Source organism: Fibrella aestuarina BUZ 2 (assembly GCF_000331105.1).
Lineage (GTDB): Bacteria > Bacteroidota > Bacteroidia > Cytophagales > Spirosomataceae > Fibrella > Fibrella aestuarina.
Genome location: NC_020054.1, coordinates 3,943,477 through 3,964,871, shown reverse-complemented (window position 1 = coordinate 3,964,871; position 21,395 = coordinate 3,943,477). Strand labels below are relative to the sequence as shown.

At 57.8% G+C, this 21,395-nt stretch carries 16 protein-coding genes; 7 read left to right on the top strand and 9 right to left on the bottom strand.

What is annotated here, in order from left to right; all coding sequences use genetic code 11:
- Positions 1 to 17: 17 nt before the first annotated feature.
- The 7 genes from FAES_RS16055 to rpe all read right to left on the bottom strand — a co-directional run bounded on the left by FAES_RS16055 (position 18) and on the right by rpe (position 9,648).
- Positions 18 to 1,409 (bottom strand): protoporphyrinogen/coproporphyrinogen oxidase, encoded by a 1,392-nt coding sequence (locus FAES_RS16055; protein WP_015332293.1) that lies wholly within the window; start codon positions 1,407 to 1,409, stop codon positions 18 to 20.
- A 77-nt stretch (positions 1,410 to 1,486) separates the two neighbouring features.
- Entirely contained in the window at positions 1,487 to 2,248 is a 762-nt protein-coding gene (locus FAES_RS16050) for a glycosyltransferase family 2 protein (RefSeq protein WP_015332292.1), read from the bottom strand.
- A gap of 185 nt (positions 2,249 to 2,433) precedes the next feature.
- Entirely contained in the window at positions 2,434 to 3,633 is a 1,200-nt protein-coding gene (locus FAES_RS16045) for an acyltransferase family protein (protein WP_015332291.1), read from the bottom strand.
- A gap of 3 nt (positions 3,634 to 3,636) precedes the next feature.
- Positions 3,637 to 5,358, bottom strand: a complete 1,722-nt coding sequence (locus FAES_RS16040) for a hypothetical protein (RefSeq protein WP_015332290.1) — start codon at positions 5,356 to 5,358, stop codon at positions 3,637 to 3,639.
- Between the two features lie 98 nt (positions 5,359 to 5,456).
- Positions 5,457 to 7,499 (bottom strand): OmpA family protein, encoded by a 2,043-nt coding sequence (locus tag FAES_RS16035; protein WP_015332289.1) that lies wholly within the window; start codon positions 7,497 to 7,499, stop codon positions 5,457 to 5,459.
- 15 nt (positions 7,500 to 7,514) lie between these two features.
- A complete protein-coding gene (locus tag FAES_RS16030) occupies positions 7,515 to 8,945 on the bottom strand; it encodes an alpha-amylase family glycosyl hydrolase (protein WP_015332288.1) in 1,431 nt (476 codons plus the stop codon).
- A 28-nt stretch (positions 8,946 to 8,973) separates the two neighbouring features.
- Positions 8,974 to 9,648, bottom strand: coding sequence for a ribulose-phosphate 3-epimerase (gene rpe, locus FAES_RS16025; protein WP_015332287.1), 675 nt, complete (start codon positions 9,646 to 9,648; stop codon positions 8,974 to 8,976).
- 195 nt (positions 9,649 to 9,843) lie between these two features.
- Here rpe and ligA point away from each other — a divergent pair, with 195 nt between their 5' ends.
- The 3 genes from ligA to dapA all read left to right on the top strand — a co-directional run bounded on the left by ligA (position 9,844) and on the right by dapA (position 14,798).
- Positions 9,844 to 11,976 (top strand): NAD-dependent DNA ligase LigA, encoded by a 2,133-nt coding sequence (gene ligA, locus FAES_RS16020; RefSeq protein ID WP_015332286.1) that lies wholly within the window; start codon positions 9,844 to 9,846, stop codon positions 11,974 to 11,976.
- Positions 11,977 to 12,092: 116 nt separating this feature from the next.
- Complete coding sequence (locus FAES_RS16015; RefSeq protein WP_015332285.1) at positions 12,093 to 13,820, top strand: glycosyltransferase family 39 protein; 1,728 nt, start codon at positions 12,093 to 12,095, stop codon at positions 13,818 to 13,820.
- Between the two features lie 81 nt (positions 13,821 to 13,901).
- Complete coding sequence (gene dapA, locus FAES_RS16010) at positions 13,902 to 14,798, top strand: 4-hydroxy-tetrahydrodipicolinate synthase (RefSeq protein ID WP_015332284.1); 897 nt, start codon at positions 13,902 to 13,904, stop codon at positions 14,796 to 14,798.
- Positions 14,799 to 14,864: 66 nt separating this feature from the next.
- Here dapA and FAES_RS16005 read toward each other — a convergent pair whose 3' ends face one another.
- Positions 14,865 to 15,464 carry a hypothetical protein gene (locus FAES_RS16005; RefSeq protein ID WP_015332283.1) on the bottom strand — a complete coding sequence of 200 codons (600 nt, stop codon included), beginning with the start codon at positions 15,462 to 15,464 and terminating at the stop codon, positions 14,865 to 14,867.
- Between the two features lie 21 nt (positions 15,465 to 15,485).
- Complete coding sequence (locus FAES_RS30735) at positions 15,486 to 15,620, bottom strand: hypothetical protein (RefSeq protein WP_015332282.1); 135 nt, start codon at positions 15,618 to 15,620, stop codon at positions 15,486 to 15,488.
- A 162-nt stretch (positions 15,621 to 15,782) separates the two neighbouring features.
- Between FAES_RS30735 and FAES_RS16000 the strand changes: the two genes are divergently transcribed.
- The 4 genes from FAES_RS16000 to FAES_RS15985 all read left to right on the top strand — a co-directional run bounded on the left by FAES_RS16000 (position 15,783) and on the right by FAES_RS15985 (position 21,233).
- Positions 15,783 to 16,163, top strand: coding sequence for an Xre family toxin-antitoxin system antitoxin (locus tag FAES_RS16000; protein WP_015332281.1), 381 nt, complete (start codon positions 15,783 to 15,785; stop codon positions 16,161 to 16,163).
- A 101-nt stretch (positions 16,164 to 16,264) separates the two neighbouring features.
- Entirely contained in the window at positions 16,265 to 16,708 is a 444-nt protein-coding gene (locus tag FAES_RS15995; protein ID WP_229364569.1) for an RES family NAD+ phosphorylase, read from the top strand.
- A 341-nt stretch (positions 16,709 to 17,049) separates the two neighbouring features.
- A complete protein-coding gene (gyrA, locus tag FAES_RS15990) occupies positions 17,050 to 19,614 on the top strand; it encodes a DNA gyrase subunit A (RefSeq protein WP_015332279.1) in 2,565 nt (854 codons plus the stop codon).
- Between the two features lie 146 nt (positions 19,615 to 19,760).
- Positions 19,761 to 21,233, top strand: coding sequence for a tetratricopeptide repeat protein (locus tag FAES_RS15985; RefSeq protein WP_041259050.1), 1,473 nt, complete (start codon positions 19,761 to 19,763; stop codon positions 21,231 to 21,233).
- Positions 21,234 to 21,395: the final 162 nt, after the last annotated feature.

Genomic DNA, 21,395 nt, shown 5'->3' with positions numbered 1-21,395 from the left:
AGCGAACGAACCGCAGGCTATTTACCCCACATGGCGTTGGCCGTATCGGGGAAGAAGAGCGTCAATTCAGGTACGTCGTTGACCACGCGGTTGGCCCATTCGACCCCTTGCATGAGCGAGTGGTCCTGATTGCTGACCTCGTATTTCCAGGCGCCGAACCGCCCACGTGATTTAATGCCGAAGGGCTCCAGAGCGGGCAGTACCTGCTTCAGGATACCGTCGCGCTCGACCGACGGCGTTGGGTAGCCGTAATCGAAGGCCTTGTGGAAGGTCGATACCACATCGTCGGCCGATTCGATCAGCTGGTCTTCGATGAGCGCCTTGATGGTGTCTTCGATGAGCTTTTCGCGGTCGACCGGCTTGGCCGACGATTCGCTCGTTTCAGTCATCAGCGACCAGTACTGCTCCGAATCCGGAACGTTGTTGGGGCTGTAGTTGGAGAACACCGTGACGCGGTAATACGGGCTGTTCGACTCGGGGAAGTACATCCAGCACATGGTTTTCAGGCTGTCTTTCGGTTTGCCTTTCAAGCCAATGCCCACCACGTTGGTCGACGAATGTTTCAGGCCCTGTGCCGTCTCCACGATGGCGGGGTCGAGCCCTTCTACGTGCCGGGTGAAGATGTCGAGCGGGACGGTGCTGAGCAGGTGATCATACGTGATGGTTTCGCCATCGGCCAGCACGATCGTTTTCTCGGGACCGATTACGGTCTTCACCGTCGCGTTCAGTTTGATCTTGTCGCGACCGATGAGGTTGCCCACGGCTTCCCAGATACCGCCCGTACCGCCCTCTTTGGGGAACTGGAACGTGCTGTTGGGGCCCCATGAGAAATCGTCCTGATCGAAGAGGATGTTCTTCGTAACGCGGCCCAGATCGGTCACGGCCACACGCTCACCCACCCAAACGGCGTTCATTTCTTCGGTGGGGTAGGCCCACACCTTGAAATTGTAGGGGAACATGAAGGTCTCCGCCAGACCCGGCCCAAACGTTTGCAGAATCCACTCGCGGAAGTTTTTGGGCTTTTGCGTGGTCGGGTTCTTATACACGTGGATGATGCCTTCCAGGCACTTCCACATGGTTTCGGGGGTGAGGTACTTGATGTTGTTCTGGAACGGATAGGGCACGAACCGATTCTCGATCCAGACCCACGATTCGCGTTGGTGCCGTAGCCAGCCATCCTCGCCCAATGCCTTGAGCATCAGGTCGTCAAAGTATTTGTAGTGCGAAAACTGCACGTGGCCGCCGACGTCCCAGGTAAACCCTTTCTCATCGACAAAGCTCTTGGAGAGGCCACCGATCCGGTTCTCTTTTTCCAGGACAACGAAGTCCGTGACGCCTAGTTCCTTGAGCCGATAGGCAGCGCCCAGCCCGGTTGGGCCCGAGCCGATAATAACGTATTTGGTATGCATGGGTGAAATGCCTTAGCCCCAGAGGAAGGCGCAATAAACGTGAGTAGACCTCATCAGGGCAGGATGAGGGAATGGGATTAAGCCGCAACCGGTTCGGGTTTCCGCAGCGCGGCTACTTTCCGGCCGAGATCCAGGCGGAACTGAGCCAGTTCTTTAAAGCTCTGGAAACAGACCTTCAGCAGTTTCCATTTCAGGATCGACACCGTGCCGGTTTGCCGCTCTTTGTGCGTAATGGGAATGTTGAAGAGGTTATTGCCGGCTTTTTTGGCCATCACCGCCAGGAAGATATTGGGGGCAAAGGGCGTGGGCGTGGGCAACTGTGCCAGCAGCTTCTTCAGGTAACTGCCCCGGATGAGCCGGAACGGAATGTTACTGTCTTTGATGTACGTGCCGTAGATGAGGAAGATGCTCAACCGCAGGATCCGGGTGATCACCAGGCGGGCAAGCGCATCGTAACGAACCTCGCGGCAACCCAGCACAAAAGGCGTATCGAACCGTTTGGCCCACAGCTTGGCAAAATCTTCGGGGACGAACTGGTCATCGCTGTCGGTCTGGAAAACGTATTCCGAATCGATGGCGACCGCCTGCCGGTAGGCGTTGACCACCGCGTTGCCGTGGCCGCCGTTGGGCTGATGCACGACGATCAGGTTAGGGAAATCCGGTTTAATTTCGTCAAGGATGGCCCCCGTACGATCGCGGGAGCCGTCGTTCACCACAATTAAGCGCGTAGTTTCAGTCGGAAATTGCTTAGTCAACAAAGAAGACCACATCGCTACAACGTCGGCTATACAGGCTTCTTCGTTGTAGGCAGGCATGACAATCGACAATAAGACACTCATGTAGAATAGATCGGTAGTTACGCGCTAAAAAAGAGCAATCGCGTTGGGTTATCTGGTAGGTAAACTGAGCAAAGATACGTATTTGTTTGGCCTACCCGCCCCAACGGCCCCTTTCCTTAGGCACTGGTTATTGTTTGGGCTTATTTATCGCCCCGAGCTGCCAAAGGTGACTTGGCCCCGGCGAATTAATACGCAAATCGGTCTTTCAGCCGGTTCACTGGCTTCTCGATCAGGTACCAGGAGACGGTTGCCAGCAGGATGGTAATGGTCGCAAAATAAGCAAACTGGAAAGCGTAGGTCGCATCGAGAAACGGAAACCAGCTCACCAGCTTTCGCCACAACCGCGGAACGAAGTGCGTGGCGGGCGTGTGGTACACGTTGTAAACAAAGTTATGAAAGAGGTAGATGCCGTAGCTGATCTGCCCCAGATACTGACTCACCGGGTGCAGCAGCAACCATTTCATGGGGCCACCGAAGCCAACGATCGCCCGCCCGATGAGAAAAAACCCGAGCAGGGAGCCCGCCAGCCGTTCCCAAACGTGGCTAAAGACGTTGTGGGGGTCGGTGGCGCCGGTGGCGGCGGTGAGCCAGCGCTGCCCCGCAATGCAGGCGGCAAACAGGGCGATGCCGACCCACACTCCGATCGAGGAACTGAAGAGTTTGTCGAAACGGTCGCGCTGATAGAGCCACAGGTAAGCCAGCAGCAGCCCCAGCCCGAAGGCGTCGAGGCAGGTGGGCATCGACACGTACCCAATAAACCAGGGTTTGCCCAGCACCATCAGCGCATAACGCAGGGCTACGCTCCCCACCAGCATCAGCAGCGCCGTGAGCGGCACCCAGCGTTTGGGCAGCAGAAACAGCAGCAAGGGCATAAACAGGTACACCTGTTCTTCCACCGCCAGCGACCAGAGGTGATCGACGGTACCCATCCAGGTAGCTTTGGTGGCGATGTAGAGGTTGCTCGCGTAGAGGGCCAGCCAGCCAAAGGTGTCGCGCACCGGCTTTTCGTTCAGCAGAAACAGCACGATGAGCGTGATGTAGTAGATGGGGAAAATCCGGATGGTCCGGCGGGCGTAGAAGGTCTTGAAATAGCCGCTGGCGCCCGACCGGCGGGCGGGCGTGTCGGGCTGGTTGGCCGTGAGTTTGTCTTTACCCGCCAGCAGGATACGCGAAATCAGAAAGCCACTGAGCACAAAAAAGATGGTAACGCCCAACGAACCCAGCGGCAGAAACACGCGCTCGGCCATCCAGTGGTCGAAGAGCACCAGCGCCACCGCCAGGAAGCGAACCCCATCTAACTGAATCAGGTGATTCAACGAGTGCGCTTTGGCCTGTGGGGCCTTGGTTGAATGGCCTGAGTCAGAGAAGGGCGTAGTGATTGACATGAATTACCAGTTTTTGACGGGTTCTTTGAGGGTGTAGGGAAGCACGGTGAGTGTCTTCTGCGTGGGCCGCAACTGGGTGCTGCCATCGGCGGCAACCACGAGCGCGTTGATCGAGTACGTATCGGCGTCGAGCTCCGTCAGGGGAATCGGCACGATAAACGGCTCGCGTACATTGTAGATGGGCAGCAGACCAAGCGGCACCCGCCAGTTTCGCCGCCGGAGCGGCATGGTATTGATCAGGTACGTCCGTTTGGGTGAATGCATCTGAATCCAGACGCCCTGATCGGGGTGCCGCAGGGAGGGTACCCCCGCCGATTCGAGCCCCGCCGCGCTCACCTGAATGAGGTAGTTGTCGGGGTTACGGAAGACTGAGTCGATGGGGAAAAGCGGACCCGTCGCCGGCCCATAGATCGTGGACAGGGCCGAATCGTAGAACGCCGGGGCGTTGTCGATGAGGCGGCTCGTGACCGAGTCCATATTCGACACCGGCCCCGGCGAGCGGTACGTCCAGTTGAACTGACTCGTCACAAAGAAGCGGCGCAACACATACGCATCGTGCTGATTCATGATAAAAGCCGACCACCAGAAGGCGCCCGCCACCACCAAACCACCCAAAGCGGCCTGCCACGTGCTCTTTTTATAAAAAGCTGACAGCCAGTAACAATACGTTAAAGCTAACAGTGTTAAGGAGTAGATACGGTACCGGCTCGTGATAATGGCGGACTCGCCCCAGCCTACGCGGTTCCAGACGACCACCGCCGCCGTACCGAACGCGAAGGCAACCGCCCCCGCCGCAAACGTATCGCGGGCCGACCAGCCCGCCGGCTTACGGAAATCGGGGAGGACTTTCACGAACACGTAGAGCCAGAAGCCAACCAGCAACGTACCCAGCCCGGCCGACAGCCAGTAGGTGTTGTAGAAGGGCAGGGCATCGGCGGCGGCGCCCAGAAAGGCCAGCAACCCCGAACCGATTTTCAGCCAGTCGTCGTGCTTCGACGGGGCCACGCTCGGCTGCACGTAATCGAAGAAGTACAGAAACAGCACCAGTGCCCCGGCCCCCAGCCAGATAACCATATGCTTGTGGCGGTGCTGCACAAACAGCATGGCCGCACCCACGGGCCAAAGCAGAATGCCGTTGCCGCTGATGAGCGTGGCTACCGCCGCGAGGCCGATGGCCAGCCAGGGCGAGGGGCGGTGACTCAGCGTGTAGAACGCCCACATCGACCAGATAACGATGGCAAAGTTCTGCACCGCCGACATGGCCCAGAAGAGGTTCTCCCAGTTGGCCAGGTTGATGATGAACAGCACCACCGGCGGCAGAAACAGATACCAGCGTTGGGTATAGCGCGCCAGATATACCCCGAAGAGGGCCACCAGCGCCAGCAGGCTCAGGTCGCCATAGGCCATCAGGCGGGTGTAGCTCAGCTTGCCAAACAGGCTGTAGTCGAGCCAGGCGATCACCCGGTCGTAGGCGATGCGGTGTTCGTTGTGCTGCTTGATGATGTGCTGGATCGCCTCGGGCAGGGAAGTGGCTTTTTCCATCCCCAGCAACAGTGCTTTCAGCGTGTGATCGTCCCACTTGGGTACGTTGATCGACCAGAGCGACCACACCCAAGTGAGGGCCGCAATGGGCAGCAGGCTAAAAATAAGGGCATATAGTTTTGCTGGCAGCTGACTCGGAACCGATGGCGGTGGGGTAGGCGTGACAACAGGAGAACTGGTCATAATCGACTGGGTGACAGGAGCCGTTGCCCGCCCCAGAGGCAGTTAAACGAACTCGACCGAAGAAAGTGGTCGACAAAAGTAAGCCGAAACGGGCAGCTTCACAGTTTGAGAATGGTGAATTCTACCCGCCGGTTTAGTTTCCGTTTCTCTTCGGTCTCGTTACTGGCGATGGGTTTGCTGGGTCCCCAGGCCTTGGTCTGGATGCGTGCCTGGTCGATGCCTTTGTCGATCAGGTACTGCTTTACCCGCTTCACCCGGTCTTCCGAGAGCTTCATGTTAGGCTCCCATTCGCCCTGATTGTCGGTATGCCCTTCCACCAGAATGTCCATCGTCGGGTGCTGCCTGAGCAAGTCCGTGAGGGCGTCGAGTTCGGTTTCGGAGCCAGCCAGCAGTTCCGACTGGCTCTGGGCGAAGAGAATACCCCGCAGCACCGTTTTGGAGCCTACCTGAATGGGCAGCACGTACAGGTTGCGTTTGATATCGCGGAACCGTTTGTCGCGGCTCAAGTCGATCAGCTCACTGATGGGGAAATAGCCGTCTTTGCGGGCGGTCAGTTTGTAGGCTTTCTGAATGGGCAGAAACAGTTTGTACTCGCCCGTTTCGGGGTCATAATCCACCTTGGTGAGGCTGGTGCTGTCGAGCAGTTCCGAGACGACCTCCGTGGCGACCGGCTTTTTGCTGATCAGGTCGAGCACCTGCCCGGTAATCATGGCCACGGGCTCGGGCCGCAGGCCGGGAACCAGTTTCAGCCGGAACAGATCATGTTCGCCCAGCGAGTTGGCCCGGGAGCTCAGGTAGGCGTAATCGCCCGACGCAGGTACGTTGAAATAGCCGTCCCATTCGGGCGAATTGATGCCCAGCCCCAGGTTTTCAGGCTCGCTCCAGTTGGTCCAGGTGTCGTCGAGGCGGCGCGTCACGAAGATGTCGCCGTTGCCGTAGCCGGGATGCCCCTGCGAGGTGAAATACAGCGTCCGGTTGTCGATGGCCAGAAAGGGTGCGGCTTCTTCGTCGGCCGTGTTCAGCACCGAACCGAGCGATTTGGGCTCGCTCCAGGTCACGTCGGCCTGCCGGAACGAGACGTAGAGATCGCGTTTCCCAATGGCATCTTTCCGTTCCAGCGCCAGCAGCATCGTCTGCCCGTCGGGTGAGACGGTCAGCTCCAGAAAGGTGTTTTTCGTCGGGTCGCGGATGGCGTAGTTCGTGATCTGGCATTCGCGGGGAAACGTCCAGCCGGTTTTGGTCAGCGTCGATTTGGAGATGCCAAACTCCAGGCTGCCGTCGGGTCGGTACACATTCAGCAGGTATAAGGTGCGGCCGTCGGGCGAGATGCCGTTGATGGCGTTATTGTTGTCGGTATTGATGGGCTTGCCGATGTTCTGCGCCTCGCTCCAGGTGCGGTCGGGGTTGAGGGTCGAAAACCAGACATCCTGCTTATCGGGCCGGCCCACGTTGCCCTTGTGGTTGGTACGGGTGAAATAGATCGTTTTGCCGTCGGGCGAAATCACCGGAGCTACCTCGTCGGAGGGGGAGTTGATACCCGGCCCCAGGTTTTCGCGTTCCTGTACTTTGGGAGCATTGGTGCCCAGCCGGATGCCCACCGTGACGGGCTGCGGACTGTCGCTGACGCCAATGGCATCGATCTGGTTGATGCCTTTCACCCGGCTGGGTTTCATGACCACCTTAATCGCCCGGCCCGTGAGCACGCCTTCGGGGACCTGAATGCGAAGCAGCGGGTTGACCGGCGTGTTGGCCAGCCGGGCGTTGGCCTCTTCTTCCGAAAAGATGACCCGCTCTTTACCCTGCTCGTCATAGACGATCACCTGCGTGATCGCGCCCGGGTTGGCCGACTCGGCCACGAGCACCTGCCGAATGGGTTTAACTTGATCGACTGACACCTTAATCCACTCGTCCTGGGGGCTTTCGGGGCCCAGGGGCGACCAGGCGCAGGGGCTTTCGACGACCTGCGGCAGCACGTTGGGTTTGCCCAGCGCCTGCGAGGCCCGAAACTGCTGATCGCCGAACCGGCTGACCCGCTCGGTTGAGTATCCCGTTACCTGTGTCGCCCACTGCACGGTTTGGGCGTAACCCGTGGCTACGCTCAGCACCAGAAACGAGACGATATAGGACCACTTCACGACCATAAATGACTACCTGCGTTAATTCGTCAGAACCCGGTACTCCCAGGGTTTCAGGGTCAAGTTCATATTTGGTTTCAACTCAAAAGGCTGTTGGTTGAATATTTCGATATACCGGCCATCGTAGCCTTCGCCGCCGAGCCGGATGGTCTGGGGCTGGCTGCTCAGGTTAATCAGGACCACCACCCGGTCCATGTCACGTTGCCGGAAGAAGGCATACACCTGCTCGTCGCGCCCCGTCGGAATCTTGATCAGGTCGCCTCCGGCCTCGCCGTTCCAGAGGGCGCGGTTGCGGTGTTTGAGCGTCAGCAGTGATTTGTAGAACGTGGCCTCGGGGTAATTCCCCCAGATGATCGGATCTTTCTCGAAAAATTGCAGGCGCTTGTTCAGGCCCGATTCCGCGCCGTTATACACGAGAGGCATGCCGTTGAATGTGCTGGTCAGGACCACAAAGGCTTTGGCCCCGGCTCCGAACGACTCAGACAGGGTGCCGTTCCAGGTGTTTTCGTCGTGGTTCTGGGTGAACTGCATCTGATACGCCCAGGCCGGATAGACGCTTCGGCGCTGTGCCAGCAACGAGTCGATGGCCAGGGCCTGCCGTTTGCCTTTGGCAATGTCTTTCAGCAGGGCGTGCATGGCCCAGGCATAGTTCATGTTGAAGCCGTTCCGAAACAAGTTGGTGTCGGCCTCCGCTTCGGCCAGCATAAAAACGGGCTTGATCTTGTCGAGTGTGGGGCGTAGTTCCTGCCAGAACGTGGCGGGCACCAGGCCGGCCACATCCATGCGGTAGCCGTCGATGTCGGTTTCCCGAACCCAGAAGGTCATCGCGTCGGTCATGGCTTTGCGCATGGCGGGGTTGTCGTAATTGAGATCGACCACGTCGTCCCAGCCGGTGGGTTTGCCGTTTTCATCCAATGGCGAGCTCATTTTGCCCTTCACCTGGGTGTACCAGTCGGGATGGGCCTTCACCCAGGGGTGGTCCCAGGCCGTGTGGTTGGGTACGTAGTCGAGGATAACGCGCAGGCCGAGGTCGTGCGCCCGCTTCACCAGCCGTTTCAGGTCGTCGAGGGTGCCGTAAGCCGGGTTGACGTCGGTATAACTCGCCACGGAATAAGGGCTGCCGAGCGAGCCTTTTCGTTTCTCCTTGCCGATTGGGTAAATGGGCATGAGCCAGACAATGTCGACGCCCAATTCCTTAAGGCGGGGCAGTTGCACTTCCACACCCGCCAGGTCGCCTTTTTCGGAAAACTGCCGCACGTTGACCTCGTAGATCGTCGCGTTTTTGGCCCATTCGGGTGCGGTATGGGTCGTGGGGGTGGGGGCACTGACCGTCAGGCTATCCGCCTGGGTGGCCGCGGGGGTAGTGGTTGCTGTCTCGGTGCGGTCTGGCTGCCGACAGCTAAACCCGAGGCCGGTTAGCAGACATGCCAGCATTATCGTCAACTGCTTCATACGTTACGGTTCGAATGGGGGTGGCCGGTTAGGCAAGGGGTTTGGTGGGGGCGAGGTGCTTCAGTGTGCGCACGGCATCGAGGGGGTCTTTGGCCCCAAACACCGACGTACCTGCCACAAAATAGTGGGCACCAGCGTCCAGTACGGGCCCCATGGTCCGGGCATCAATGCCCCCATCGACCCCAATCAACGCATTGCTGCGGGCCATTGCCAGCAGACGCTGCATTTTCTGCACTTTCGGAATCGACAGCGGCAACAGTTTTTGCCCGCCAAAACCGGGGTTAATCGTCATGATCAGCACCTGATCGAACGCGTCGGTCAGGTCGGCGAGGGCCTCCACCGGGGTTTGCATGTTGAGCGCCACCCCAGCCCGGCACCCGGCTTCCCGAATCTGGGTGAGCGTGCGGTGGAGGTGCGTACAGGCCTCATAGTGTACTGTAATGGCGGCGGCACCGGCCTTGGCAAAGGCGTCGATGTACCGTTCGGGCTGCACGATCATCAGGTGAACATCCAGGGGTTTGGTCGCGTGCCGCCGAACGGCCTCCATCACCGGAAAGCCGAACGAGATGTTGGGCACGAAGACGCCGTCCATCACGTCGATATGAAACCAGTCGGCCTCACTGCGGTTGATCAACTCAACGTCGCGTTGCAGATTGGCAAAGTCGGCAGCCAGAATTGACGGCGCCACAATGGGAAAATTCATACAAATGGGTGTCAGGCCAGTTGGGGCTTACAAAACCCATAGCCAGCCAGTAAAACTAAGTTTTTTTGCCCGAATGCCGAAACCCTACCATCTTCGTGCTGGGCTTAGGGCCGGGGTAAATGGGCCTGGGGCTACCCCGCCAATCCGTCCGGCGCGCTTATCGCCTGACCCCAAGTCCTTTGCCTTCTGCTTTTTATGTCTGCACAAACGCGTATCCAGGAACTCACCGATCGGCTCAATTACTATAACGACCAATATTACCAGCATAGCCGCTCGGTCGTTGATGATTTCACCTTCGATAAGCTGCTCGAAGAACTTCAGCAACTCGAAGCCCAATACCCCGAACTGCGCCAACCCGACTCGCCTACGCTGCGGGTGGGCGGTACCATCAGCAAAGAATTCCCGACGGTTTACCACCGGTTTCCGATGCTGTCGCTGGGCAATACCTATTCCGAAGCCGACCTGATCGAATTCGACAACCGGGTGCGGAAAGGCCTGAACGGCGAGGCCTACGAATACATCTGCGAACAGAAATTCGATGGGGTGGCCCTCAGCATGACCTACGAAAATGGCGTGCTAGTGCAGGGCGCGACCCGCGGCGACGGCGTTCGCGGCGACGACATTACCAACAACATCCGCACGATCCGCACATTACCCCTGAAGGTGACGGGGCGCTTCGCCGCCGGTGTTGCGGATGAGTCGACGCCCCCCGCCACCCCCGCGGCGGAACCAACCCCTGCCATCCCGTCCCTGTTCGAAGTGCGGGGCGAAGGCTTTCTGCCCCTGGCCGAATTTGAGCGCATCAACCGGGAGCGGGAAGACATTGGCGAGCCGCTGCTGGCCAACCCGCGCAACGCCGCCTCCGGTACGTTCAAGCAGCAGGATTCGGGCAGCGTAGCCAAACGGCGGCTGGATTGTTACCTCTATTCGTTTCTGTCGGACGAAGCGGTGTTCAAGACCCACGAAGAAAGCCTCGTGCGCATGGCCGAGTGGGGCTTCAACGTGTCGCCAACCTGGGAAAAATGCGCCGACATCAACGCCGTGATGGCCTACATTCAGAAGTGGGATACCCAGCGGTTTACGCTGCCCCTGAATACCGATGGCATCGTGATCAAGGTAAACCGCTACGATCAGCAGCGTGAGCTGGGCTTTACCGCCAAAAGCCCACGCTGGGCCATTGCTTATAAATTTAAGGCTGCCGGAGCCAGCACCACGCTCAACAGCGTAAGCTATCAGGTGGGCCGCACCGGGGCCGTGACGCCCGTGGCGCACCTGTCGCCGGTGTTGCTGGCGGGTACGGTAGTCAAGCGGGCGTCGTTGCACAACGCCAACGAGATTGCCCGGTTGGGCGTCATGCTGGGCGATACGGTCTTCGTGGAAAAGGGCGGGGAGATCATTCCGAAAGTAACGGGCGTCGACCTCAGCCAACGTACCGACGCCGTGCAGCCCATCACGTACCCAACCGAATGCCCCGCCTGCGGCACGCCGTTGGTGCGGAAAGAAGGGGAGGCCCACTTTTATTGCACCAACGACAAACACTGCCCGCCGCAGCGGCAGGCGCGGTTCGAGCATTTCATCCAGCGCCGGGCCATGAACATCGAGAGCCTGGGCGAGGGTAAAATTGAGCTGTTGATCGACAAAGGGCTGGTTGAGAGCCCCGCCGACCTGTACGACCTGACCAACGAAAAACTGCTGGGACTGGAGAAGACGTATCCGGCGGCACCGTTGATTCATGATGATGGCTCGGAGACGCCGGGTAAGGCCCGCACGGTGAAATTCGGCCAGAAAACCGTCGACAATATCCTGTCGGCGATCGAGCGGTCGAAAAGCCAGTCGTTTGCCAATGTGCTGTTTGCGCTGGGCATCCGGTACGTGGGCAATACCACCGCCGACCGCCTCGTGGCCTATTTCGGCTCGCTGGATGCGCTGATGGCCGCTCCGCTCGATACGTTGGCGGGGGTGCCCGACGTGGGCCCGCGGATTGCCGAGAGTGCCTACGCCTGGTTTCAGGACGCCGAAAACCGCCAGTACATCGACCGCCTGCGGGCAGCGGGCCTCCAGTTCGTCTCGGAAAAGAAACAAGTGGCGCAGGAGAGCGACTCGCTGGCGGGCAAGACCTTCCTGTATACCGGCACGTTTGCCAATTTCAGCCGCGAAAGCCTCGAAGAACGCATTGCGGCCAACGGCGGTAAACTGCTGAGCGGCGTATCCAAAAAGCTCAATTACCTCATCGTGGGTGAAAATGCCGGTCCGTCGAAAGTGCAGAAAGCCCAACAACTAAACGTACCCATGATCAGCGAAGACGAATTCGTCGCGATGCTGGGATAATGAGTTCAAAGTCCCACGTTCAAGGTTCAAGGTGGGCTGGCATGTTTGCTCTTGCGTCGGCCCACCTTGAACTTTGGACGTGGGACTTTGGACATTGAACCTCCAACCTCCATTTCATGCGCCTTCACTACCTGTTTCTTTTTCTGCTTTGTGCGGTTGCCGTTGCCATTCGCATCGTTAATCTGGACGCACACGGCATTGGCGGCGACGAGAAGAACTCCTTCTTCGTCAGTCAGTTTGTGCCGATGGGCGGCGCGAACCAGCACGAGGTTTTCTTCAACAAAGCCAAGCCGTATTTTACACCGGCCGAGTTCTGGAAGGAGAAAGGCATCGCTGACTTTTACGATGCCGGCGCCCGGATTGACAACGGCAGTTCGGCGGCGCACGCCCTGCTGTTGCATTACTGGACCAACTGGTTTGGCGTGGGCGATGGTACGTTGCGGGCCTTGTCGGTGCTGTTCAGTGTCCTGCTGATTCCGCTCATCTTCGTGTTTGTGCGGTCCGTGTTCAACTCGCCCAATCTGGCGCTGGGCGTGGCGGCGCTGGCCACCATCGAGCCGCTCTACGTAGGCTGGTCGCAGGTGGTACGTACCTACACTATGACCTTCTTCTTTTGCCTGCTGGCCACGTACCTGTTTTTTCGGATTCTGAAAGCGGAGGAGGCCCGCCAACGACCGGTGGGGCTCTATGTCGCCTATGGCCTGTGTGCCTTCCTGTGCCTGATGTGCCATTATTCGGTCTTCACCTTGTTTGCGCTTCACGGCCTCATTGTGCTGCTGTTCGTACGGAACCTACGTACCTGGGTTGGGCTGGCCCTGGCGATGGTTATTCCCACGCTGGGGATGCTCTGGTGGTTGAAAGCCGGGGGCGGGCAATACGCGTTTCGGTTCATTGAAGACAGTAAGAATGTCTACAACGAGATGGCCGCTAAAAATCCGCAGGTGGGTTATCTGGCCCCCACCACGCCGTTCAACGCGATTATTCAGTTGGTGCCCATCGCCATCAACCACTTCTTGCCCATCAATGGCTTCTTCGACGTGCTGGAGGGTAAACGAAACTGGCTCATCCTGGCGGCGGCTACGGTTGGCATCCTGGGTATCTACCGGTTTGTCCGGTCCGAACGCATCAAGCAGGGCGCTATTCTGGGGGTGCTGGTCGTGGCGGGGCTGCTCTATTCCAAAACGCGGTTGCAATTCACCTGCTTTACGGCGGGGCTGTTGCTGCTGGCTGTGCTGATCGACGACACCATGCGTCAACGCGGCGAGCGGCGGCGGGCCTACTGGGCGATGTGGCTGCTGGGGATGGTACCGCTGGCGTTTCTGCTCGTTTACGCCGTGCAGGATCAGAATACCTTCCGCATTCAGCACAAATACGTGGGCTACAGCATGGCGTTCGCGCTGGTGCTGGTGGCACTAGCCCTGCGCGCCCTCTGGACGTACCCAGCCTGGGTAAAGTACCCGATGGCCGTGCTGCTGCTGTGCCAGCTGGGGTTTGTAGCCAACACGATTCGGCACGTCTGGGAAGACCGATCGCCGCGTTACCTGCTGTATGCCAACCCGCGCATCGCCAACCCATACCGCTCGATTGCACAGACGATTGAGCGGCAATACGTGGCGGGCGATACCATCGTGTATCCGTCGTATAAAGGCGACGATGCCGATTATACGGTCAGTCCGTCGTTTTACCCCATCATCGACGCGCAGCTGGTCAATTTCTACCTGCCCAAAACGGCGACCTATTGGCAGCGGGTGGATCAGCACGAGCCCAACAAGGTCCTGCTCAAGAAAGCCGATGGCCGTCAGCAGGTGCTGTTCGACTTCAAAGGGGCGACGTATCGGTATTAGGCTGTCATTGTAAAAAACAACTACTGACCATCAAGGACAACTGACTATCTTTGCAGTCGTCAATTTGACCTTTCTCTGCTCATGTACACGCAGTTCCACGGTGTGGGTGTCGCCATTGTCACCCCGTTCAACGCCGACCATTCGATCGATTTCGAGGGATTTGGTCGGGTCATCAATCACGTTTCGGAGGGAGGCGTGCGCTACTTTGTGCTGCAAGGCACCACCGGTGAGTCACCGACGGTGTCGAAGGCCGAGAAAAAACAACTGCTAACGTACCTGAACGAAAACAACCCGCGCAACCTGCCCATCGTCTATGGCGTCGGCGGCAACGTGACGGCCGATGTGGTCGCGGGTATGAACGACATTGATTTCGATGGCGTCGACGCCATCCTGTCGGTTTGTCCGTATTACAATAAACCCGGTCGCCGGGGCGTGATCGAACACTTCACCCGCATAGCCGATGCCTCGCCGGTACCAGTCATTCTGTATAACATTCCGCCGCGGACGGGCATCAACATGTCACCGGAAACGGTGGTTGAGTTGGCGCAGCATCCCAACATCATTGGCGTGAAAGAAGCCTCCTGCATCATTGAACAGTGCATGGAAATTGCGCGCGACGCGCCCGAGGATTTTCTGCTCATTTCGGGCGACGACGTGCAGGGCGTGCCCATCATTAGCATCGGTGGGGTAGGGGTTATGTCGGTGATTGCCAACGCCTTCCCGGCCCGGTTCTCCGGGATGATCGACGCCGCGCTGCACGGCGATTTCCAGACCGCCCGCCGCGAACTGAATCATTTCCTGCGCATCGACCCGCTGCTTTACGAAGAAGGCAACCCCGTCGGTATCAAAGGGATTCTCGATACGCTCGGTATCATTGGCTCCGATGTGCGGCTGCCGCTCATGAAAGCGTCCGACGACCTGCGTGAGCGCCAACGGGCCGTGTTGCAGCAAGACAGCCTGATTGAACTGGTTGCCTAGGCGCGCTCTAGTCGTACCCACAAAAAAAGCATCCGCCGGCGGATGCTTTTTTTGTGGGTAGGCTGGTCAGGCTGATTTGGCCAACCGATGGAGGGTAGCTACCTCCGGCCCAATGCAATCGGCGCGGAGGTGAGCGATGCCCCGCTGTAGCAGCGTTCGGGTTACTGCCTGCCCGCGCGACGTGGGCACCTTGGCCAATTGCTGATCAAGCAGGTCGATGTGTTGTTGCTGTCGGTGCCACTCCGCCTCGGCGACGGTGGTGGCCCGCCGCAACAAAGCGCTGTACGCACCGGCTGGCAAATGCCCTTTCAGCCTTACCAACGCCCTGGTGATGAGCGGGTAGTCGAGGGATTGGCCCCTTACCAGCTGATCGGTGTAATACGCGATGGCCGACCAGTTTTGGGTATGCAGCATTCCGTAATCGATCAGGAGCGAGCGGGCGTGGCGTTGCTGAAACAGCGGAAGGACAAGGCTGTTGCGGTGAGTGAGTACAAACTGGCGGTAGATCCGGTCGGCGGCGGCGAGCGAACGGGGTGGCTGCGGCTCATTGAGCGGAACGAGCAGTGGCGATTCGGTTGCGAGTTGCCCTTTTAGCTGGTGAATCAGGCGTTGCCGGGCCTCGTGATCGCGCTCACTACGAACCGGCCGACTGACTTGCGCGTACATGGCGAAGTTGAGTGCGGGCCGTTAGGTTCGCGGGGGGGCCTCGTTGACAGCCAATGGGATCGACTGGAAGGTAGCCGACGGATCGGTTGCCTGTTTAGGCTGGTAGCCGATCGTCAGCGCGCCTAGCCCAAGGATCAGATAGCGTTGTGGGAGCATATAAGGTGGTGGTTACGTGTCGTTTATCGTCGTCAAGGTGATAAAGTAAGTTGCCTGAGTCCAGACTGGTGCTGCTGGCTTAGCGATCGGAGGAACATATAGACAAATTTCTTGGTTAGTCAGACAATTGTCTATCTTTGTTCGGCTAAACAAAAACGCACTATGGTTCAGGATCGAAATCGACTGGTATTGGCCGCACTGCGGGGCGTACCGGCCCTGTTGTTTTTCGACGTGGCCGATCAGACGGGGTATCGTCGGGAGCAATTGGCTGAGGTGTTCGATACCTCGTTGAAAACGTTTCAGCGCTACGAGCGGGAACACCGGAAACTCAACCCGCAGGATAGCGAGAAGGTCCTGAAAATTCAGGCGCTGTTTGCGCGGGGTACCGAGGTCTTTGGTTCACTCGATGCCTTTCGCCGGTGGATGGATAAACCCGCTTTCGGGCTAGGCGATCAGGTGCCTTTCTCGCTGTTGCATACGTCGGGCGGTATCGACCTGATTATGGACGAACTCATCCGCATCGATTACGGCGATCTGGCTTGATCGGTTAGTTTGACGTTTGTCGTTTCGGGGTTGAGGTTATTGACCACCTGAAAATGACCCGACGTCAGACGGGAAACAATAAACATCAAACGACTTTGGAGGTGTATCGAATCACCCGCGCTGTGTATGCCGATCGGCTGGTGGCGTCGGGCGGGGTGGCCCGGTGGAATGCGCGGGGTCGCTTTGTTATCTACACGGCCGGGAGCCGGGCGTTGGCCTGCCTCGAAAACGTCGTGCACCGGAGCGGCGAAGGCCTGCAGGCGCTTTTCCGGGTGATGGTCATCCACGTACCGGACAATGTACCCAGCCAAACCGTTACCCCCGCCGACCTGCCTGCCAACTGGGCCGACTACCAGAATTTTGATGTGTGCCAGCAGCTGGGCGAACGCTGGCTCACGACGGGTCAAACCGCCGTGTTGCGCGTGCCGTCGGTTATCGTGCCGCAGGAGTGGAACTACCTGCTCAATCCGGCTCATCCCGACTTTGCCCGCATCACGTTGCTCCGCACCGAACCCTTCCTGTTCGACCCCCGAATTAAAGCCTGAGTATCACCGCTTTTCTGCTCGATGGCTCCGTGGTGCGTATAGGGGTAAGGGTTGCGTTGGCCACCTGACTAATTCACATCATCGGGCGGTGTCGGCAGCCAAAAAGCGGGGCTGTTTCAACTCACGACGAATTGTATTTCGGAAAGAACATAACCGGCAGGGGGCGGTAGGAGGGAAGGGCCTGCGCCGAAGCGCCGATAACCGCCTGATAAGCCCTCGTGCGCGTTATTGTAACGATTATTTCCGTTTCCGACGAAAAAATTGTATATTTGTCTATAGTCGTTCGCCTACCGTAGGCAACGGCAGAAATTGCAAATTTTCGCGAAATCCCCCTTCCGTTTATGGCAGAACAAACTCCCGAAATGGAGACCCCCAGCAACATCGTCCCGATCAATATCGAAGACGAAATGCGCGGTGCCTACATCGACTATTCTATGTCGGTGATTATTGCCCGGGCCCTGCCCGACGTGCGCGACGGCCTCAAGCCCGTGCACCGTCGCGTGCTTTTTGGTATGGCCGAACTGGGCGTGAACTACAACAAACCGCATAAAAAATCAGCCCGTATCGTCGGGGAGGTGTTGGGTAAATACCACCCCCACGGCGACGCATCGGTGTATGATACCATGGTTCGGATGGCGCAGGACTGGTCGCTGCGTTACCCCATGGTGGATGGGCAGGGAAACTTCGGCTCCGTCGATGGGGACTCACCCGCCGCCATGCGGTATACCGAGGCCCGTCTGAAGCGAATTGCCGAGGAGATGCTGGGCGACATCTATAAAGAAACGGTTGATTTTCAGCCCAACTTCGACGATTCGCTCGAAGAGCCAACCGTGATGCCGGCCAAATTGCCCAACCTGCTGCTCAATGGCTCGTCGGGGATTGCCGTGGGTATGGCGACCAACATGGCCCCGCACAACCTCTCGGAGGTGGTCAACGGGCTGGTAGCCTTCCTGGATAACCCGGAGATTACGATCGACGAACTGACCAAATACGTGCTGGCCCCCGACTTCCCCACGGGCGGTACCATCTTTGGGGTGAGCGGCGTGCATTCGGCCTTTCATACAGGCCGGGGTCGGGTGGTTATTCGGGCCAACGCGACAATCGAGGAAAACCGCGGCAAAACGCAGATCATCGTTACGGAGATTCCGTACATGATCAACAAAGCCGTGATGTTGGAGAAAACCGCCGATCTGATCAACGAGAAAAAGATCGAGGGGATCTCGGCGTTCCGGGATGAGTCGGACCGCGACGGCATGCGGGTGGTGTACGACATCAAGCGGGATGCCAACGCCAGCGTGGTGTTGAACAATCTCTATAAGCATACTTCGCTGCAATCGTCGTTCAGTATCAACAACGTGGCCCTCGTCAAAGGGCGGCCCATGATCCTGAACCTCAAAGACATGATGCGCTACTACGTAGAGCATCGGTTTGAGGTGGTGACCCGACGTACCCAGTACGAACTCCGTGAAGCCGAGAAACGCGCCCACATTCTGGCCGGTCTGCTCATTGCCCTCGATCACATCGATCAGGTCATTGAACTGATCCGGTCGTCGCGCGATGCCGAGGTGGCCAAAAATGGCCTGATGTCGACCTTCGAGCTGAGTGAGGTGCAGGCGAAAGCCATTCTGGAAATGCGTCTGCAACGCCTGACGGGCCTGGAGCGCGATAAGATCCAGGGTGAGTATGACGAACTGATGCGCGACATCGCCGATTACAAGGAAATCCTGGCGAGCGACGATCGTAAGCGCGGTATCATCAAGGCCGAGCTGCTCGACGTGAAAGACCGCTACGGCGATCCCCGACGTACCCAGATCAATGCGCTGGGCGACGGCGACCTCGACGATCTGTCGCTGATCGACGATGAGGAAATGATCATCACGATCTCGCACGAAGGCTATATCAAACGGACCCCGCTGACCGAATACCGGAGGCAGGGGCGGGGCGGCACCGGGTCAAAAGGAGCAACGTCTAAAGACGGCGACTTCACCGAGCATATCTATTCGGCCACCATGCACAACACCCTGCTGATCTTCACGCAGAAAGGGCGGTTGTACTGGCTGCCGGTGTACAAATTGCAGGAGGGAAGTCGGGATGCCAAGGGCAAGCCGCTACCTAACTACATTCAGATCGACAGCGACGATAAAGTCCGCGCCGTCATCAACGTAAAAGACCTCGACGATCCCGACTACGTCAAGAACAACTTTATCGTGATGTGCACCGAGCAGGGCACCATCAAGAAAACCTTGCTGGAAGCGTTCTCGAATGTGCGTCGTACGGGGATTATCGCCATCACCATCGAAGAAGGCGATCGCCTGCTCGACGTGGTGATGACCAACGGCGATAATGACCTGGTGATTGCGTCGCGGGCCGGCAAAGCGGTTCGTTTCCACGAAAGCCGGGTACGTCCTATGGGCCGTACGGCAGCCGGGGTAAAAGGCATTACGCTCGACGAGGAGGTAGCCGACGACCGCGCGGTGGGTATGGTCTGCATTGGCCGACCTGATGCCCAATTGCTGGTGCTCTCGGAAAACGGCTACGGCAAGCGTTCACCCATCGACGAGTATCGGGTAACCAACCGGGGTGCTAAAGGCGTGGGTACGTTGAAAGTGACCGAAAAAGTGGGTGCGCTGGTCGGGATTCTGGAAGCCTCCGATTCCGACGATCTGATCGTCATCAACCGGTCAGGCGTGCTGTTGCGTACGCCGGTTCGGAACATCAGCGTCATCGGGCGCAACACCCAGGGCGTGCGGGTCATCTCGATTCGTGATGGCGATGCCATTTCATCGGTAACCACGGTAACGCAGGAAGAAGAGGTTATCGACACGGCCGGCGCTGATGCCGGCGGCCCGCTTGCCGTGGATGGTGAAACGCCAACCGCCACCGATTTGCCCGGCGTTACGGAGTAATTGGCCTGTTTTACAGGGTGTGTATAGAAAACCGAGTTGTTGGGTAAATAAACCGGCGACTCGGTTTTCTGTCTATAAGCGTAGAATTGCGTAAATTCGTGTCCATTGTTGAACAAAACCAAGTGAAAACCTACATGGAACAACCCATGAAGCACCTATTGGCCCTGTCGGCGGCAACTGTGCTGTCTTTTTCGGCTGTAGCGCAGAACAAAGCGATCCTGTTGAAAGAACAGGGTGCACTCGACAAAGCGAAAGCTGAAATCGATAATAACGTCACCGAAGCCAAACTGAGTACGAAAGCCAAAACTTGGCAGGCTCGTGCGCAGATTTACGAGGCGATTGCGGTATCAAATGATCCTAAGGTGGTTGCGCTGGATTCGAACGCGGCTATGACAGCTTACGAGTCGTATAAGAAAGCGCTGGAGGTCGAGCCGAACAGCAAGATCACCAAAGAGATCAACGACGCCTTGAGCGGTCAGATGATGTACTCGGCCATGATGAACCAGGGCGTTCGTCGGTACCAGGCGAAGAACTACGACGCGGCGATCAGCGCCTTAGGTATGGCAAGCCAGATTAACCCGAAAGATACGGCCGCTCCGTTGTACGCAGGTATCAGCGCGCAGCAGGCGATTAGCCAGAAAGGGGAGGGGGCTGACAAGCCGAAGTATACGGCTCTGACGAAGGAGCAGTTTGAGAAATACACCAGCAACGGCGGTAAAGACGCGACGATCTGGGCCATGCTGGCGTCGATGTACAGCACCGACAAAGAAACCGACAAGGCGCTGGCTACGTTGGATCGGGCGCTGAAAGTGTTCCCTGGCAACCGGGACCTGAGCACTACCCGCGTAAGCATCATGCAGCAGAATGGCCGCCTCGACGACGCCATCGCCAGCATGAAGGAGGTGTATGATAAAAACCCGAACGACGCACAAACGGCCGTGAACCTTGGAATCATGTATGATAACAAGGCGAACACGCTGGAAACGGATGCCAAAAAGGCAACGGACGAAGCGAAGCGCGGAGGGCAGCTCACGAAAAAGCTGGCTGACGAGAAAGCCGTACTGGAGACGTTCAACAGCGAGGTGGTACGTTTGGCAGCGGCGATCAAGAAGCAGCCAAAAAATGCCGATCTGAAGCGTCAGCTGGCCGATGTGCAAGGCAAAATTGCTGAGCAGAAAACCAAAATTGCCGAGCTGGATCAGCAGGTGAAGGCGGAAGCAGGCAAAGGCGTTGACGGGGCTGCTCTGGCTTCTAAAGCGGCCAAATTGAACGCCGAGACGGATGAGGCTAAGAAAATGGCCCGTCAGTATTACGAGAAAGCGCTTGCTGCTGACCCAAATAACTATGAAGGTAACTTCAACATGGGCGTTGCCTACTTCAATGAAGCCGTTGTGATGAAGCGGGAGGTTGATAACATGAGCATGAGCGACTACAGCAAGAACGGAAAAGAAGTCGAAGGCCGGGTTTGCGGTAAGTTCAAGCAGGCGTTACCCTACTTCACGAAGGCGAAGTCGATCAAGGCCGACGATCCACAACTGCTGAGCACGCTGGAGCAGTTGGAAACGATTCTGAAGCAATTCGAAGGCAAGAACATCGCCTGCGTTGAGCCGACCAAATAATCGGTGAATAAGGGAGGGGAAACACCCTCTCTTATTTTTGCTGTTTTAACTTAACATAATATAAATTATATAACTAAAGGCTGGCCAGTTTTCCACTCGCTATCCACAGCATATCCACGTGGAACGCTAATGGATTACTACAGAAGCAGTTAGCCTAAAAAA

Bases quoted from the DNA above. Each gene is read 5' to 3' on its own strand.
- FAES_RS16055 (WP_015332293.1), bottom strand. From the start codon at position 1,409: ATGCATACCAAATACGTTATTATCGGCTCGGGCCCAACCGGGCTGGGC.
- FAES_RS16050 (WP_015332292.1), bottom strand. From the start codon at position 2,248: ATGAGTGTCTTATTGTCGATTGTCATGCCTGCCTACAACGAAGAAGCC.
- FAES_RS16045 (WP_015332291.1), bottom strand. From the start codon at position 3,633: ATGTCAATCACTACGCCCTTCTCTGACTCAGGCCATTCAACCAAGGCC.
- FAES_RS16040 (WP_015332290.1), bottom strand. From the start codon at position 5,358: ATGACCAGTTCTCCTGTTGTCACGCCTACCCCACCGCCATCGGTTCCG.
- FAES_RS16035 (WP_015332289.1), bottom strand. From the start codon at position 7,499: ATGGTCGTGAAGTGGTCCTATATCGTCTCGTTTCTGGTGCTGAGCGTA.
- FAES_RS16030 (WP_015332288.1), bottom strand. From the start codon at position 8,945: ATGAAGCAGTTGACGATAATGCTGGCATGTCTGCTAACCGGCCTCGGG.
- rpe (WP_015332287.1), bottom strand. From the start codon at position 9,648: ATGAATTTTCCCATTGTGGCGCCGTCAATTCTGGCTGCCGACTTTGCC.
- ligA (WP_015332286.1), top strand. From the start codon at position 9,844: ATGTCTGCACAAACGCGTATCCAGGAACTCACCGATCGGCTCAATTAC.
- FAES_RS16015 (WP_015332285.1), top strand. From the start codon at position 12,093: ATGCGCCTTCACTACCTGTTTCTTTTTCTGCTTTGTGCGGTTGCCGTT.
- dapA (WP_015332284.1), top strand. From the start codon at position 13,902: ATGTACACGCAGTTCCACGGTGTGGGTGTCGCCATTGTCACCCCGTTC.
- FAES_RS16005 (WP_015332283.1), bottom strand. From the start codon at position 15,464: ATGTACGCGCAAGTCAGTCGGCCGGTTCGTAGTGAGCGCGATCACGAG.
- FAES_RS30735 (WP_015332282.1), bottom strand. From the start codon at position 15,620: ATGCTCCCACAACGCTATCTGATCCTTGGGCTAGGCGCGCTGACGATC.
- FAES_RS16000 (WP_015332281.1), top strand. From the start codon at position 15,783: ATGGTTCAGGATCGAAATCGACTGGTATTGGCCGCACTGCGGGGCGTA.
- gyrA (WP_015332279.1), top strand. From the start codon at position 17,050: ATGGCAGAACAAACTCCCGAAATGGAGACCCCCAGCAACATCGTCCCG.
- FAES_RS15985 (WP_041259050.1), top strand. From the start codon at position 19,761: ATGAAGCACCTATTGGCCCTGTCGGCGGCAACTGTGCTGTCTTTTTCG.